Raw genomic sequence first — 15,775 nt, forward strand, 5'->3', positions numbered from 1 at the left:
GCGGTCGGCCGGCCGCGGCCCCAAGGGCCCTAGCCCAGCCACGCCCCCGGACCGTTCACCGCGTCCGGCCGACCGCTCGTCGCGCGGACTGCACCGCCGGGCGCAGGTGCGGCGCCCGGGCGCGGCCGCGTTGGTAGGGTGCGGGGGGCAGTTCTGTACCGGTGGGCTGCCCAGCTGGGATTCTCGAGGAGGAGACATGGGCACAATGCCAGACGGCACACAAGGCGACAGCACACACAGAACCACGCAAGATGTCAGCACGCACGGAACAGTACAGCTCGACGACGGGATCGTTCCGGACCCGTCCCTTCCGCGGACGTCGGTGGATGAGTCGGTCCGCGACGCCGCGGATCGCACATGGACCCCCGCCAAGATCGCGCTGTGGGCTGCCATCGCCCTGCTGGGCGGCGTCGCCTGGTTCATGCTCGCCATCATCCGCGGCGAGACCGTCAACGCCATCTGGTTTGTGTTCGCGTCAGTGTGCACGTACCTGATCGGCTACCGCTTCTACTCCAAGGTCATTGAGCGCTACCTGCTCAAGCCCAACGACCGCCGTGCCACCCCGGCCGAATACAAGGCCGACGGCAAGGATTACGTCCGCACAGACCGCAACGTCCTCTTCGGCCACCACTTCGCCGCCATCGCCGGCGCCGGCCCGCTGGTGGGCCCGGTCATCGCAGCCCAGATGGGCTACCTGCCAGGCACCATCTGGATCATCCTCGGCGTCGTTTTGGCCGGTGCCGTCCAGGACTACCTCGTCCTGTTCTTCTCCATGCGCCGCGGCGGCCGCTCCCTGGGCCAGATGGCCCGCGAAGAGCTTGGCGTGATCGGCGGCACCGCCGCCCTGGTCGCGACGCTGCTGATCATGGTGATCATCGTCGCCATCCTCGCCCTGGTGGTCGTCAACGCCCTGGGCGAAAGCCCTTGGGGCGTCTTCTCGGTGGGCATGACCATTCCGATCGCCCTCTTCATGGGCGTGTACCTGCGCTACATCCGGCCGGGGAAGGTCATGGAGGTCTCCATCATCGGCTTCGTGCTCCTCATGGCCGCCATCATCGGCGGCGGCGCGGTGGCAGGCACCGACTGGGGTGCCGCGTTCTTCCACCTGGACAAGGTCACCATCGCCTGGGGCCTCATCATCTACGGCTTCATCGCCGCAATTCTTCCCGTCTGGCTCCTCCTGGCCCCCCGCGACTACCTCTCCACCTTCATGAAGATCGGCGTGATCGTGATGCTGGCCCTGGCGATCATTGTGGTCCGTCCCGAGATCACCGTCCCGGCGTTCAGCGAGTTCGCCAGCCGCGACAACGGCCCGGTCTTTTCCGGTTCCCTGTTCCCGTTCCTGTTCGTCACGATCGCCTGCGGCGCCCTGTCCGGCTTCCACGCGCTGATCGCGTCCGGCACCACGCCGAAACTGATCGAAAAGGAACGCCAGACCCGCCTGATCGGCTACGGCGGCATGCTCATGGAATCCTTCGTGGCCATCATGGCCCTCGTGGCCGCCATCTCCATTGACCGCGGCATCTACTTCGCCATGAACGCACCCGTGGCGCTGACCGGCGGTACTGTCGAAACCGCAGCCGCGTGGGTCAACAGCCTGGGCCTGTCCGGGGTCAACATCACCGCCGGCGACCTTGCGCAGACGGCCAAGGACGTGGGGGAGCAGAGCATCGTGTCCCGCTCCGGCGGCGCGCCCACGCTCGCCGTCGGCCTGGCTCACATCATGCAGCAGTTCATCGGCGGCACCGCGATGATGGCGTTCTGGTACCACTTCGCCATCATGTTCGAGGCACTGTTCATCCTCACGGCCGTCGACGCCGGTACCCGGGTTGCGCGCTTTATGCTGCAGGACTCGATCGGCAACTTCGTTCCGAAGTTCAAGGAGCACTCCTGGCGTCCGGGGGCGTGGCTCTGCACCGCCATCATGGTGGTTGCCTGGGGTGCGGTGCTGCTGATGGGCGTCACCGACCCGCTCGGCGGCATCAACACCCTGTTCCCGTTGTTCGGGATCGCGAACCAGCTGCTGGCGGCCATCGCCCTCTCGGTCTGCCTGGCCATCGCCGCCAAGCGCACCGCCCTGAAGTATCTGTGGATCGTGGCGGTGCCGCTGGCGTTCGCCGCCGTCGTGACCATCACGGCGAGCTTCTACAAGATCTTCTCGCCCGTTCCGGCAGTGGGCTACTTCGCCAACAACGCAGCCTTCGCCAAGGCGCTTGCGGACGGTAAGACCTCCTTCGGCACTGCCAAGACCCAGGCGGCGATGGAGGCCGTGGTGCGCAACACCGTGATCCAGGGCTGGCTGTCGATCATCTTCGTGGTGCTGAGCATCGTCGTCATCATCACGGCCGTGATTGCAACTATCAAGGCCCTGCGGAACACGGCCGCGGGGATGCCCAACTCCGAGCACGAAGACCCCGCCCAGGCCTCCCGCGTCTTTGCCCCGGCAGGGTTCATCCCCACCCCGGCGGAGCGCGAACTCGTGGCCGAGTGGAACAGCCTTCCGGCCGGGCAGCGGCTGGAAAAGTCCGGACACCACTGATGCGGAGCCGGCCATGAACGTGGTAATCGCCGGGTTCCGGGGGATTGCCGGGTATCTCAGCGGGGTGCTGGGCGCGGATGCCTACAAGAAGTACTTGGAACACCACGAGGCCTCCGGTCATGCCGGTCCGGCCCTGACGGAGCGGGAGTTCTGGCGCGACCGGACCGACCGCCAGGACGCCACCCCTCAAGGGCGGTGTTGCTGAGTCGCCGCTGCTGAACACGCAGTCGTGATGTAACCGGTGGTGGCGGGCGGCACATGCCGCTGACCGGCCGAATGCGGGACGCCGTCAAGGACCCGGGGGAAGGGCGCCGTCGGGCACAATAGTGTCCGACGGCGCCCTTCCGCTTCCGGCGGACGCCGGACCCGCGTCTGCGGACGCGTGAGAGTATGAAGCCATGAGCGATCAGCACGACACTCAGCCCGGAGATCAAACTGCCGACGACGTGCCCGTCGAAGGCACACCCGTGGACGACGTCCTGCCCCTGGCCGGAGCGCCGGTGGCATTGCCGGCTTCAGTCCCGGACGGCCACGCCGGCGCTCCAGGCCCCGTACCCAGACCGCCCCGGGGGAGCGAACTTCAGGACCTGGTGGACGAACCCGCGAAGGTCATGCGGATCGGCACCATGATCAAGCAGCTGCTGGACGAAGTGAAGTCGGCACCCCTGGATGACGCGGCCAGGGTCCGGCTGGCCGAAATTCATGAGCGCTCCATCAAGGAACTTGAGGACGGCTTGGCCCCGGAGCTCGTTGAGGAGCTCGAACGGATCAACCTACCCTTTCCGGAGAACGCCACCCCGTCCGACGCCGAACTCAGGATTGCCCAGGCCCAGCTGGTCGGCTGGCTTGAGGGGCTCTTCCACGGCATCCAGACGGCCATCGCGGCTCAGCACGCCGCCCGAGAGCACGCCTACGCGCAGATGCAGCTGCGTCAGCTGCCGCCGGGAACGGTGATCGCACCCGGCGTCATCATCGGGGAGAACGGCGAACCGGTTCGCGCCGCCGCGCCCCGCCGCGGCGCTGACCCCTCCCAGCCTCCCGAGCCCGCCGACCCGGACCACGGTCCCGGCCAGTACCTTTAGCGCGACCTTGGGCTTCTTCAGCGCGGCGCGGCAAGGGCGCAGCGACGACGCCGAACTTGGCAAGGGTCTCTGGCGGCGCGCCCATGACCGCTTCAACCGCGGACTGGACCGCTACCACCAGGTCCTCGAAGGGGTCGAGGACGAGGCACTGTACGGCGAGCTCGTCGAGGTCGCCAATGAGCTCTCCGCACTCGCGCCGCGGGTCCGGGAGATCTGCGTGGAGGCCCAGCGGCGATATCCCAGTAACGGACTGGACATTCCCGGGCCTCTGGCAGGTGTCCACCGCGCCCTCTCCACGGCGGGCAATTCACTGGCCATGACGGCGGAAGCGGCGGCGATGCTCCGCCTGGCAGTAGGGCCGGTCCCGGCGGGCGCTGCGTCCGTGCGGCGGCGCGCCGACGCCGTACTGGAACACGTCCACGACGCCGAACGGCGGCTTGCCGAGGCAACCGGCAGCGGCCCGACGCCGGGTATTCCCGGTTAAGCGCCTAGCTTAGCTTCGCCCTGGCGCTAGCCGGACTGCACCGATGTTGGCAGGATAGTTATATGACTTTTTCACCGGAACTGACTTTCAATGACGGCAACACCATTCCCCAGCTTGGCTACGGGGTGTGGCAGGTTGAAGATGACGTGGCCGAAAAGGTGGTTGTCCAGGCGTTCGAGGCCGGCTTCCGCCACATCGACACCGCCAAGATCTACGGCAACGAAGCAGGGGTTGGCCGCGCTATCGAGCGTTCCGGCCTCAAGCCCGAGGAAATCTTCATCACCACCAAGCTGTGGAACGCGGACCAGGGCTACGAATCCACCCTGAAGGCATTCGAGGAGTCCATGGAGCGGCTGGGCCTCGAGACCCTGGACCTGTACCTCATCCACTGGATGCAGCCCCAGCAGGACAAGTACGTTGACACCTGGAAGGCTCTCATCGAGCTCCAGAAGCAGGGCCGGGTCAAGACGATCGGCGTCTCCAACTTCACCAAGGAGGGCCTGCAGCGCCTGATCGACGAGACCGGCGTGGTGCCGGCCATCAACCAGGTCGAGCTGCACCCGTTCTTCAACCAGGCCGACCTGCGCGAATTCAACGCCTCCAAGGGCATCCTCACCCAGGCATGGTCGCCGCTGGGCCAGGGCGGCGAGCTCCTCGAAAGCCCCGTCATTGCCCAGATTGCCGCCAAGCACGGTGCCACCCCGGCCCAGGTAGTCATCGCCTGGCACCTGGCGATCGGCAACGTCGTCATCCCGAAGTCCGTGACCGAATCCCGGATCCGCGAGAACTACGCGGCCCTCGATGTCACCCTTGACGAGACCGACGTCCAGGCTATCAACGGACTGGACCGTTCCGCCGAAGGCGCTGGCCGGATCGGCCCGGACCCGGCAGTCTCAGACTTCGCTTAAGCAACAGCCCTAAGGCACCGGCCCGGCGCTTCACAGCATCATGCCGGTTGACCCGGCCGGCGTTCGCAGAGGGCCTTCACCCCGCACGGGGTGGAGGCCCTTTCTGCTGCCCGGCCGTTCCCGCAGGACGGGACGGTGCCGACCCGGCGTGCGCTGTGCCGCTCCGGACTCAGGCGGCGGCCCGGCGTACCTTTCCCGGGATAGCATCCACGACCGCCCAGCCGTCTTCGCCCGAAACGCACCGGCTGGCGAAGCGGTCCGCGGCGGCAGCGTCATCGAAGCTCTCGGTGCGGATCCGGCCGGAGTCTGTGTCCCAGTACGTGACTTCGAAGTACTGCGCGCCGTCCTGTGCGTTGTCGCAGTGCTGCTGGAAATGCTGCTGGAAATCCTGGTTGTTCTCCATGACTCCAGTGTGCAACCGACCTCCGACACTAAGAGTTCACGCCTCCGGCGTGTTGCCGAGCCGCAGCATGCGTTCCCGGGCCAGGACTTCCTTGCGGCGTTCCCGGTCCGCGGCCCTCGCCGTCTGCTGAGCCATGGCCGCGGCCAGCTCGTGACGCTTCCGTGCCGCTTTGAGCTCGGCTTCGGCCAGATCAAGGCGCCGCCGGAGTTCGTGCGCCTCATCGGCCAACCGCCTGGTATCGGCTGCAGCCTCCTCCAGTTCCGCCGCCGCGCCGCGTGCCTCGTCGACGGCCGCTGCGGCGGACTCTTTGGCCTCCTGCAGCCGGGCCCGGGCCCGTTCCACCGCCGACGGCGCCGGGGTCACCTGAGCTTTCCCGGCAACCCGGAGACGGGGCTGAACCGCTGGCGGTTCTCCGCCGGGTAACCCGCCGTCGGCTCCTCCGTGCACGGCCCGGGTGTCGGCTTCCCGGGCCGGAAGGCTGCCAGGGACGGCCACCGCGCCGGCGAGATCGACGACGTCGACCCCGTCCGCCGAGAGCGCCCGGAGCAGGCAGCCGCTCTGAACGGCTGCTGCGGCCCCGGCGTCCGTGGTGGCGGCCCGCAGTGTCTGCTCCACTTCCGCGGCCACGGCGTCGCTGATCGGCCGGCCCTGCCGAACTGCCAGTTCGCGTGCCGCCTTCACGGCACCGGAGAGCAGCTGCCGCCGTTCCTGGGCGAGGCGGCGGAGGCCCGCAGCGTCCAGGGCGGACTGCGCGGCCTGCATCGACGTCCCCAGCTCGGACAGCTCCCGCAGCATTTCGGGGCTGTGCGCCGCCATCATGTTCACCGCCCACGCGGCCAGGGAGGGTTTGGGCAAGGCCCGCACCTCGGCCGCCAGGGCCCTCTGCCCCGCGGCAGCGATGTTCTCGGAACTGACGCGGCGGGCGGCAGCCGTTCTTGCCGCAACAAACTCGCCGTACGGCAACGCGTACAGCGGCCCGGCAATGCCCGCAAGTCCCGGGGTTCCCATGCAAGAATCATAGAAGTCCCGGCCCGGCCGCGAGCACCGGCTCGCGGCCTCGTCATGAGACCCGGCGGCGCCCCGATACTGAGGAGTATTCACTTGATCGAAATTGGCGGGCTACCGGCCCACGTCCTGCTCGTCCACGCCGTGGTGGTGTTCGGACCGCTTGCGGGTCTGGGCGCCATTGTCTACGCCGTGGCACCGCGCTGGCGGAGCTACCTGGCCTGGCCGCTGGGCGTGTTGTCCCTGATTCTGGTTCCCATAACGGTGGTGACGGCTCAGGCCGGCGAGCAGTTGGAGAAGGCCCGTCCGGCGTCGGCCCTGGTCCGCGAGCATGCCCAGCAGGGCGATGTGCTCAAGGTGTTTTCGGTGATTTTCTTCGTCATCGTCGCGGCCATGCTGGTGGTCACCTATGAGCCCTTCGGCCGGCGTCTGGCGTTCCTCGGCGGACTGCGGGACAACCGGATCGTCCGAGTGGTCCTCCTCATCGCCGGCGCCGTCGCGGGCGCTTTCTTCATCTACCAAAGCGTCATCACAGGGCATTCCGGCGCGGCGTCCGTCTGGAGCCGCTAAGTCCGCGCTTCGGCACGCCCGTGACCCGCTGACGGGCGCCGGCTTCTGCGCAGGGTGATAAGGAGCAGGACGAGGGCCGCCGCCTGAAGCGCCGCCACCGCAGCAATGAGCACCGGCCGCGCGCCGTAAAGCGATCCGTACAGTACCCCGCCCGCCAACGCCCCGGCCCCTTCGAATGCCGCGAACACCCCGTAGGCGGTGCCCTGCCGGGGCTGCGGCACGAGATCGGCCACCAGCGCCTTGACCGTGGAGTCCTGGATGCCCGTGGCGGCGCCCCAGACCAGGACGCCGGCCAGAACGAGTCCGGCACTCGGCGCCAGGGCCAGGACAGGCACCCCCGCGATCAGCACGGGAAGGCCGAGCAGCACGGCCGCCCCGGCACGGTCGTAAAGGACGCCACTGGCGAGGGCCCCGACGGCGGCCGCCCCCATGGCGGCCGCGTACAGAAGTGGAACGACTGAGACGGGAACCGCCACGTCGGCCGTCAGATGGTAGGAGATGACGCCGAAAGCCACCAGGCCGGCGCTCCAGAAGAAGGCGGCGGCGGCAAACAGGACAAAGGCGCCGGAAAACACCGACGCCGGCCGGCTGCCGTTCGCAGGGAGAAGCACGGAACCCGACGACGAAGCCGGCGAAGAACCCGGTGCCGAAGCTGGGACGGACCCGGGGGCCGAGCCCGGTGCCGCGGCGTCTGCGGGGAACTCGGTGACGGCGGCAACGGGTGCTGCCGGGACATCGCCCGGGTCCGGCACCCTGCGACGCAACCACACGAGGATCGCCAGCGCTGCCGCCGCCGGAAAGACGAGCACCGCAAACGCCGCCGACAGCGAGCCGGTGGCCACCAGCACCGCGGAGACGAGCAGCGGGCCCAGGAGCGCGCCGGCCAGATCGAGGGATTTGTGGACGGCGAAGCCACGGCCCCGCCCAACCGGCCCGGCAGCGGCAGCCAGCAGGACGGTCTTTGCCGGGCTACGGACGGCTTTGCCAACCCGGTCCCCGATCAGGAGCGCGGCCGCCAGTGCCAGTCCGGCGGATCCGGCCAAGGGCGCCAACGCCAGCAGCGGGACGCACACCGCCGTGAGCACGTACCCGGCCATCGTGAAAGTCCAGTATTTCCCGGTGCGATCCGCCCAGGGACCGAACACCAGCCGCAGCCCCTGCGCCGCGGCTTCCGCGGCGCCCGTCACGAGACCCACAAACAGCGCTGATGCGCCGAGTTGGGCGAGCAGGGGACCTCCCAGCGGCCGGGCGCCGTCGGACACCATGTCCGTGGCGAGGCTGACTAGGCCGAACGCCACCACCGTGCCCCATTGCGGGCGCCCCCGCAGGCCTCGCCGTCCGCCGGTCCGTGCCGGCGGACTTTCCTGCTGCCGGGCTGGCAGCCTGCGGCCGGGCCGTTCCATTCCCTAAGGCTCGCCGACGACCCGGAAAAAGACAATACGCAGGTCAGGGCGCTGTGGCCCTGCCGTGGCGCGGGAGGAAATATTGGGCGAAGTGGACCGTTTTCGGCATCTGCTTGGTACTTTTTGAGAGCCGATCCGCATTGTGCGGGCCGGGGGGACCCACACCGACGGATTGAAAGGCTTCACAACCATGAGCTCACCCCAATACCAGGGCTACGCGCCCGCATCCGCGAAGACCAACGGTCTGGCCATCGCGGCACTCGTTTCATCCTTCTTTATCAGCCTGCTCGGGATCATCCTGGGTCACATCGCCCTGAACCAGATTAAGACCACCGGTGAAAGCGGCCGTGGCCTGGCCATCGCCGCACTGGTCATCGGCTACGCGTCGATCGCCTTTGCGGTGATCTTCGTCGTTGTAATCATGGGCACTGCGGCCGCAAACCGCTAAGACTCGGCAGACGGCCCCCTCCGGCACCGGCCGGAAGGGGCCGTTTGCGTCCCGCCTGCCGCCCCGGGTCACCAGGGCCGCACCCGCACGCCACTCTCAGGAGGAACTGTGAAGCTGCTTTCCAACCCGTCCCGCCACGCTGGCCATCGACCTTCCGTGCCTGCCGCCCTTCTTGGAATTGCGGTGGCTGCCGGGCTGGCTTTCGCCGGCGTCGCCGTGGCCGCGCCGCCCCCGGCCATCGCCGCAACAACCCCGGCGCCGACCGGCTGGCTGCACACCTCCGGCGGCACGATCCTGGACTCGAACAACGCCCCGTATACGATCAAGGCAGCATCCTGGTTCGGCATGGAAACTCCTGACTGCATGCCGCACGGGCTGTGGACCCTGACCATCGACGACGCCCTGGCCAACATCAAGTCGATGGGCTTCAACACCGTCCGGCTGCCGTTCTCCAATGAGTGCCTGGCCGCGACGTCCATCAAGGGAAGCCTGAACTACTGGGCCAACCGCGCCTACGGGCTCGAAGGCAAGACGCCCTTGTTTCTGATGGACACGGTGATCGCCCGCGCCAAGGCCAACGGCCTGCACATCATCCTGGACCGGCACCGGCCGTCCTCCGCGGACCAGTCTCCGCTCTGGTACACCTCCGCCTACCCGGAGTCGAAGTGGATCGCCGACTGGAAGATGCTCGCCGCGCGCTACAAGACCGATCCCACCGTCATCGGCGCAGACCTTCACAACGAGCCCGCCGGCGCAGCGACCTGGGGCGGGGCCGCCGCCACCGACTGGCAGGCCGCAGCCACCCGTGGCGGGAACGCCGTCCTGGCCGCCAACCCCAACCTGCTGATCATCATCGAGGGGATAGAGAACCAGGGCAACGGCACGTCCACCTGGTGGGGCGGCGGCCTGGCCGACGTCAAGAACAAGCCCGTCACCCTGGCCACACCCAACCGCGTAGTGTATTCCCCGCACGACTACCCGGCGTCGTTGTTTGCGCAGAAGTGGTTCAGCGATCCCAGCTACCCGAACAACCTGCCGGCCGTCTGGGATGCCAACTGGGGCTACATCCAGAAGCAGGGCATCGCCCCGGTTCTGCTCGGCGAGTTCGGGACCGCGCTGCAGACCACGTCCGACAAACAGTGGATGGAGAAGATCGTCTCCTACCTCGGGACCAACTCCATGAGCTTCGCTTATTGGGCGTTCAATCCGAACAGTGCGATCACCGGGGGCCTTGTCCAGTCGGACTGGCGCACCCCGGAGACTGCCAAACTGGATGCGCTCGCACCGATCCTGAAGAGCACCCCGTCTCCGACAGTATCGCCGACGGTGTCCCCGTCGCCGACTGTCACGGCGTCCCCGACGGCGACCGCCACCGCAACACCGACGCCCACAACCACTGCGACGCCAACGATCACTGCATCGCCGTCGCCGTCGCCGACGGCGTCAGCGTCTCCCGTGCCGACGTCGGGCGGGTCCATCAGCGCGGTCTGGAAACTGACCAGTTCGTGGACCGGTGGCTACGTGGCCAACATAGAGGTCACGGGCCTCCGGGCGGCCGCCGGCTGGAGCGTGAGCTGGCCCGATGCCAATGTCACCCGGGTGGCCAACTCCTGGGGCATCACCTGCACGGTCATTCCCAAGGTGTCGGTGACCTGCAGCGGATCGGACTGGGCCACCAAGATCGCCGCCGGCCAGAAACTGTCCGTGGGCCTGCAGGTGGACTCGCTGATGGCCCCCGTCAACCCGGTGCTGACCCTGAAATAGCCGGACCAGCCCGGCTCGTCGCAACGGCGTCGTTATCTCGAATGCTTGCTCGGCCACCTACAAGGTCAGGGCGGCCGACCGGAACGCGAAGATCGCCGTCCGGGTCGCGGGTCGCTTCTTGGCTTCACGACCGCGTCCCGGGTCAGCGGCGCGTTCATCGCACGCTGAGCGCCGCCCTCCCTTGGTGGTCGGGCCGCCGGGCCTATCGACAGATGTGCCGAAACCGGCGCATGGTTAAGGCCAGCGGCGGGCCCGAGTTTTCTCTTCTGCCAGCCTCCGTTGCCGCACTTCTTTGGGGGATAACTTGAAAAAACGCACCACGCGCCTGCTGGGCACCGCGACCCTGACGGGCATACTCCTCACGACCGCGGCCTGCGCCGACCCGCAGGCGAGCTCGCAACCGATCTCCACAACCCCGGCTGCACCCGCTGCAACGATTACCGCTGCCGACTCTGCCCGGGCAGCAAGCGAGACCACGTCTCCGGCCCCCGCCCCAGAGACACCCCGGGCTGCAGCATTGCAGACGTTCACGTTCCCGGACGGCCACATTTCGTTCACTCACCCGGCCGACTGGACGGTCAAGGTCAAGCCTGGTCCGGCCCTCAACGCGGAAGCCCAGAAGAACTCATTCGAAGCGATCATCTCGGATGCGACCGGCACAGAATTGGCCCGCATGTACAGCGGCATGTACGGCGATGGCGCCGCCGGGCCGGCAAGTCGGACCATCCTGGATCACGCACCCGTGCCCGGCGTTACCAACATGGCGGGGGAAGGCACAGAGTTCGGCTTCGCCTATGACGAGTACCCGGGGGCCACCGGAGGCCCTTACTACTTCATGGACGTCCGGAACGCGAGGGAATTCCTGGCAACCACCGACTCCTCCGGTTCCAACCAGATCCGGCTGCCCAACGGCGTACTGAGCGCCTGGGTCGTTTTGTCCGATGCGCCGTCCACACCGGCTTTTGCTTCCCCGGGCGAAGCGAAAGCCTGGATGGGCACAGAGCGCTACGCGCAGCTGAAGGCGATGCTGCTGAGCCTGCACTACGCCTAGGCAAAGGGTACCGTCAGTCCATGAGAGATCATGTCCGCTGGGCCGACGGAGCATGGTCGTTGCTTGTCCTGTTCGCTGTTGCGGTGACGGCGTGCGGGCTGGCCGAGTCGTTCAGCCTCATCGTCAGGTCACCCACGGACGCGGAAGGGCACGGCCTGGTATTCCTCGGATCTACGGCGTTCGCGGCGGCTGCCGTGTGGGCGAGGCTGAGGCGAAGGCCGCTCTGGGTGTCGATTTTGACGGCGCTGCCCGCAGTGGTCGTCGGAGGGTTGTCCGCGGAAATGCCTGACGGGCTCTACGCCCATTTGGCGGGGCTCTTCCTGGTCCCTGCAGCGCTGAGCGCGATGCTGGCGGACCTGCTGTTCCCCGACCCTCAAATTTTGCCGGCCTGGGACGCCGAGGCCGATCCCGCCAACTGATTCCTGTGCCACCGCTGTCAGTGCGGCCAGCAACTCGCGCTTCTGCGCCACGGGGACGCGTAGTGAACCTGGATGATTGGCATCCGCCGAGACTCGCACGTTGCCCGGCGAGCTCAAGACTGACAGCGCCCAGGGCTCTTTCACCGCCGACGCGGACGGGATCCCCCTCACCTACACCACCGCGCCCGGGGACACCGAGCGCCAGATCGAGGCCAGGTTCAAGACCCCCGACTTGGAATGGGCGAACCGCACGCTCACCGGCACCGACCGCGTCTGGTATGACTTCTCTGACCTGCCCTCCGGGGAGTTGGCCCCGGGCCAGACCATCAGCCTGGCCCTGAACAAACCCATCCACAAAAGGGTCATCCTGACGTGGGCCGGGCTCCCGCGTAACCCTGAAAGTACGGATCGGGGCTGTATCCGACTGAGAAATTCCCGAAGGCCCGGTTGCGGAGGAAGCCCGGCGCTGAGACGCTAGCCGGCTTCGCTCTGGATACGGTCCTTTACGCTTTGAGGCATGGTCGAGCACGCGTCGTCGTCGGCGCGCCGGTCAGCATGACTGTCGGCGGTGTCGGTGATACCGACCGTTGCGACGGCCGCCTGCCATCCGCCCAGACCGGTGATCTGCCGCGGCACCCAGACGTTGGCCGCCCCGTTCACCAGGTTCCAGACGGCGGGGTGGACGCCATCGCCGAGGTAGATTCCACCGTTGGGGTCTCTCCTGACCAGATCCGGCAAGGGCAGGACGCCCATCAGTTGAGCAGACTGGTAATCGGACATGTTCCACGGCGGTGTTCCGAAGTAGTACCAGCTGGCGGCGCAGACACCGTACAGGTGAGGGCCGAACTGGGCATAGTTCAGGTAGAGCTCCAAAGCCCGTTGGGGGCTCAGCGTGTAACTGAACTGGGTTGCCAGGACGGCCTCGATGCCTTTGCGGGCGGCGCTTTGGTCGTCCCAGAGGAAAATGTTCTTGACCAGCTGCTGGGGGATGGTGGAGCCGCTCGGGTCGGGCTTTCCCTGGAAGTACGCCTGCGCCCTGGCCTGGAAGTCTCCTAGGTCGAAAGCGCCAGAGCGGGTGCCGAGCTGTTCGTCTTCATGGGCGATTGTCGCGGCGAGCAGGTGCCGGCTGATGTGGTTGATCGAGACAAACTGGTAGACGTTGGGCTCGCCGGCCTCAAGCATGTAAGCAGTGCGCGGCAGGGTCACGCCCATGCTGAACATAAACGCAATGATCTGGACCAGAACCAGCGGGGCGATCAGAGCCAGCAGGAGTTTGCGGCGCCACCTCCGCTTAGGACGCTTGCCGGGCTGACCGACCGGAGGGACAGGCTGCTTAGCTTGATCCGGCTCCACCGCAGGCGGGCTTACAGTCGGCGACGCTGGCTCCTGAGACGTCAGGGCCCCGGGCACCGGGTAGCTCACAACTTTCGCCGGCGCTTCCTCCGGCCCCTCAGTAGTCCACAGGCCAGGCTGACCGTCCTGCGAGGTTGGGCCTGGCACCGGGTAACTGACGACCTTCGCAGGTGCTGTGCCCGGACGGCCAGATCGTGGAGGGTGGTCCGGCGGTGGCCGCCGCGGCGGGGTCGGTGATGTCGGGTTGTCCATCAGTTTGCCTTCGCTGCTCGCTCCCGGATAAATCTCAAAGAGATGAAGGATGGGACGAAATTCTACCGGGCAGTCCTGGGAATTGTTCTCAGCCGGCTACGCGGTGGGCGCCGCTGCACACCTGGAGTTCAAAAATCAGTCCGTGACCGGAGGAGCGCGGGCGGGGCTGGTGAGGGTCCGGCCGCACTCGGCGCGCTCGGTGCGGTCACAAGGGCATCCCACGGCCACCAGCAAAAAACCCCGTATCCCCGCTGAATCAGCGGAAATACGGGGTTCTTCCCGAGCTTCCTGCCAGAATCGAACTGGCGACCTTCTCATTACGAGTGAGACGCTCTACCAACTGAGCTAAGGAAGCAACCACATGAAAGCCCGGCGAACCGGGCGGATCATGCAAGAGATAACTGTAATAGAGTCCCGGCGTCCGGGTCAAAATGAGCGTCCGCGGCCGCCCGCCGGCCCAGCAAACCGTACCGAGCAGACGCTACCTAGCAGACGGTGTTGTCCGCCGGAGTCTTGCCGTCCACGAGGTAGTCATCGACGGCGTTGCCGATGCAGCTGTTGGAGCGGCCATAAGCCGTGTGGCCCTCGCCCTTCCACGTCAGCAGCGAGGCATTCCCGAGCTGCTTGCGCAGGGAGCTGGCCCATTCGACGGGGGTGGCCGGATCGCCAGTCGTTCCCACAACAACAATGGGGGCCGAACCCTTGTACTCCACTGGGGCCGGGGTCCGGACGTTTTTGTACGGCCAGTCCTTGCAGTTAGTTCCGCCGTAGGCGAAGTAGTAACCCAGGGTGGGGGAGAGCTGGCGCAGCTTCTGGTCCTCGGCCCGCATGGAGGCGGTGTCGGTCACCATGGGGTAGTCCAGGCAGTTGATGGCGTTGAAGGCGAAGGAGCTGTTCGACGTGTAGGTGCCGCTGGGGTCCCGGTCGGCGCCGAAGTCGGCCAGTTGCATCATGCCCGTGCCGTCGCCGGCCAGGGCCTGGCCGAGCGCCCGGGTGAGGATCGGCCAGTTGTCATTGTTGTAGAGCGGGATGATGAGGCCGCTGACGAACGTCGACCCGGAGACCTTCCGGCCGTCCTTCGACGGCAGCGGGTTGGCCTCCGCGGCGTTGATCGCGTTGCGGATCTGCTGGACGCCGTCCTCGGCGCTTCCCGTCATCGGGCATCCGCTGGTCTGCTGGCAGTTGGCAACGTAGGTGTGCAGGGCCTTGTCGAAGGCCACGGTCTGGCCGGCAGTCAGTTCCTCGTAGCTCAGAGACGGATCCAACGCGCCGTCGAGGACCAGCCGGCCGACGTTGTCCGGGAACAGCGACGCGTAGGTGGCGCCCAGGAGCGTCCCGTAGGAGTAGCCGAGGTAGTTCAGCTTGGCGTCGTTGACCACACCGCGGAGGATGTCGAGGTCCTTGGCCGCGCTGACGGTGTCGATCTGGCCCAGGACCGGCCCGGTGTTCTCTGCGCATTTGGCTGCGATGGCCTTGTTGTCGGCCAGGGCCGCTTGCAGTCCGGCATCGGTGTCCAGCGCGTAGGTCTTGGCACGGGACGCGTCACGTTCCGCGTCCGTGAGGCAGGTGACCGGGGCGGAGCGCTTCACGCCGCGGGGGTCGAAGCCCACGATGTCATAGGCGGACCGGACCTTCTCCGAAATGTTGGTGTTGGCCGCGTCCCTGACGAAGTCATAGCCCGATCCGCCCGGGCCGCCCGGGTTGACCAAGAGGGTGCCCTTCTTGTTGCCCTTCGTGGGGAGCTTGATGGCGGCGAGTTCGATGTGGTCACCGTCAGGCTTGCTGTAGTCCAGCGGGACCTTGATTTTGGCGCACTGGAAGCTGCTCTCGCACGGCTTCCAGTCGATCCGCTGGGAGTAGAAGCTGCGCAGTTCCGCGGGCGCCGCCGCAGCGATCGACGGGTCTGCCTGTCCCGATGCGGCCCCCGACGTTGCGGCACCCGAGCCGCCGCCGCTGCCACCACCGAAAAGGCTGCACGAGGCCAGTGTCACGGCCAAGGCCGCGGCGCCGACGGCCCGCATGCCGATCGCCAGGGATCGGGATCTTGCGGACTTGGGTCGAGCAGGCTTCATGCGGATCTCCTTGGAGGATAGG

At 67.2% G+C, this 15,775-nt stretch carries 16 protein-coding genes and 1 tRNA gene; 11 read left to right on the forward strand and 6 right to left on the reverse strand.

What is annotated here, in order from left to right; translation table 11 throughout:
* Window positions 1-196 precede the first annotated feature (196 nt).
* From C9424_RS19980 to C9424_RS20000, 5 genes are all read left to right on the forward strand, one after another.
* Window positions 197-2,539 (forward strand): carbon starvation CstA family protein, encoded by a 2,343-nt coding sequence (locus tag C9424_RS19980; RefSeq protein WP_237563591.1) that lies wholly within the window; start codon window positions 197-199, stop codon window positions 2,537-2,539.
* A 13-nt stretch (window positions 2,540-2,552) separates the two neighbouring features.
* On the forward strand, window positions 2,553-2,744 hold the full coding sequence (locus C9424_RS19985) for a YbdD/YjiX family protein (protein ID WP_116768596.1): 192 nt from the start codon (window positions 2,553-2,555) through the stop codon (window positions 2,742-2,744).
* 193 nt (window positions 2,745-2,937) lie between these two features.
* Entirely contained in the window at window positions 2,938-3,621 is a 684-nt protein-coding gene (locus C9424_RS19990; protein WP_116768597.1) for a bacterial proteasome activator family protein, read from the forward strand.
* Window positions 3,622-3,628: 7 nt separating this feature from the next.
* Window positions 3,629-4,105, forward strand: a complete 477-nt coding sequence (locus tag C9424_RS19995) for a hypothetical protein (RefSeq protein WP_116768598.1) — start codon at window positions 3,629-3,631, stop codon at window positions 4,103-4,105.
* Window positions 4,106-4,167: 62 nt separating this feature from the next.
* Window positions 4,168-5,013: an aldo/keto reductase gene (locus C9424_RS20000; protein WP_116768599.1), complete on the forward strand. Its 846-nt coding sequence runs from the start codon at window positions 4,168-4,170 to the stop codon at window positions 5,011-5,013.
* Window positions 5,014-5,182: 169 nt separating this feature from the next.
* On the opposite strand, the gene C9424_RS21765 is transcribed toward C9424_RS20000, so the two are convergent.
* Both C9424_RS21765 and C9424_RS20010 read right to left on the reverse strand, forming a co-directional pair.
* Entirely contained in the window at window positions 5,183-5,416 is a 234-nt protein-coding gene (locus C9424_RS21765) for a hypothetical protein (protein WP_116768600.1), read from the reverse strand.
* Window positions 5,417-5,452: 36 nt separating this feature from the next.
* Window positions 5,453-6,424 carry a hypothetical protein gene (locus C9424_RS20010; RefSeq protein ID WP_116768601.1) on the reverse strand — a complete coding sequence of 324 codons (972 nt, stop codon included), beginning with the start codon at window positions 6,422-6,424 and terminating at the stop codon, window positions 5,453-5,455.
* Window positions 6,425-6,517: 93 nt separating this feature from the next.
* Here C9424_RS20010 and C9424_RS20015 point away from each other — a divergent pair, with 93 nt between their 5' ends.
* Entirely contained in the window at window positions 6,518-6,991 is a 474-nt protein-coding gene (locus tag C9424_RS20015; protein WP_116768602.1) for a DUF2231 domain-containing protein, read from the forward strand.
* Here the strand turns inward: C9424_RS20015 and C9424_RS20020 are convergent.
* Complete coding sequence (locus tag C9424_RS20020) at window positions 6,988-8,394, reverse strand: MFS transporter (protein ID WP_116768603.1); 1,407 nt, start codon at window positions 8,392-8,394, stop codon at window positions 6,988-6,990. The genes C9424_RS20015 and C9424_RS20020 overlap by 4 nt on opposite strands.
* Window positions 8,395-8,584: 190 nt before the next feature.
* Between C9424_RS20020 and C9424_RS20025 the strand changes: the two genes are divergently transcribed.
* The 5 genes from C9424_RS20025 to C9424_RS20045 all read left to right on the forward strand — a co-directional run bounded on the left by C9424_RS20025 (window position 8,585) and on the right by C9424_RS20045 (window position 12,554).
* A complete protein-coding gene (locus C9424_RS20025; protein ID WP_116768604.1) occupies window positions 8,585-8,842 on the forward strand; it encodes a DUF4190 domain-containing protein in 258 nt (85 codons plus the stop codon).
* 156 nt (window positions 8,843-8,998) lie between these two features.
* Window positions 8,999-10,606 carry a cellulase family glycosylhydrolase gene (locus C9424_RS20030; protein ID WP_116768628.1) on the forward strand — a complete coding sequence of 536 codons (1,608 nt, stop codon included), beginning with the start codon at window positions 8,999-9,001 and terminating at the stop codon, window positions 10,604-10,606.
* 304 nt (window positions 10,607-10,910) lie between these two features.
* Complete coding sequence (locus C9424_RS20035; protein WP_133247553.1) at window positions 10,911-11,657, forward strand: hypothetical protein; 747 nt, start codon at window positions 10,911-10,913, stop codon at window positions 11,655-11,657.
* A 20-nt stretch (window positions 11,658-11,677) separates the two neighbouring features.
* Entirely contained in the window at window positions 11,678-12,076 is a 399-nt protein-coding gene (locus C9424_RS20040; RefSeq protein WP_133247554.1) for a hypothetical protein, read from the forward strand.
* A gap of 76 nt (window positions 12,077-12,152) precedes the next feature.
* A complete protein-coding gene (locus C9424_RS20045) occupies window positions 12,153-12,554 on the forward strand; it encodes a hypothetical protein (RefSeq protein WP_116768607.1) in 402 nt (133 codons plus the stop codon).
* Here the strand turns inward: C9424_RS20045 and C9424_RS20050 are convergent.
* From C9424_RS20050 to C9424_RS20060, 3 genes are all read right to left on the reverse strand, one after another.
* Entirely contained in the window at window positions 12,551-13,297 is a 747-nt protein-coding gene (locus tag C9424_RS20050) for a biosynthetic peptidoglycan transglycosylase (protein ID WP_116768629.1), read from the reverse strand. The two genes, C9424_RS20045 and C9424_RS20050, sit on opposite strands and share 4 nt — an antisense overlap.
* Before the next feature lie 666 nt (window positions 13,298-13,963).
* A tRNA-Thr gene (locus C9424_RS20055) sits at window positions 13,964-14,036 on the reverse strand.
* A 130-nt stretch (window positions 14,037-14,166) separates the two neighbouring features.
* Window positions 14,167-15,753, reverse strand: coding sequence for an alpha/beta hydrolase (locus C9424_RS20060; RefSeq protein WP_202615942.1), 1,587 nt, complete (start codon window positions 15,751-15,753; stop codon window positions 14,167-14,169).
* Window positions 15,754-15,775 lie beyond the last annotated feature (22 nt).

Source organism: Arthrobacter sp. H-02-3 (assembly GCF_003097355.1).
Lineage (GTDB): Bacteria > Actinomycetota > Actinomycetes > Actinomycetales > Micrococcaceae > Arthrobacter > Arthrobacter humicola.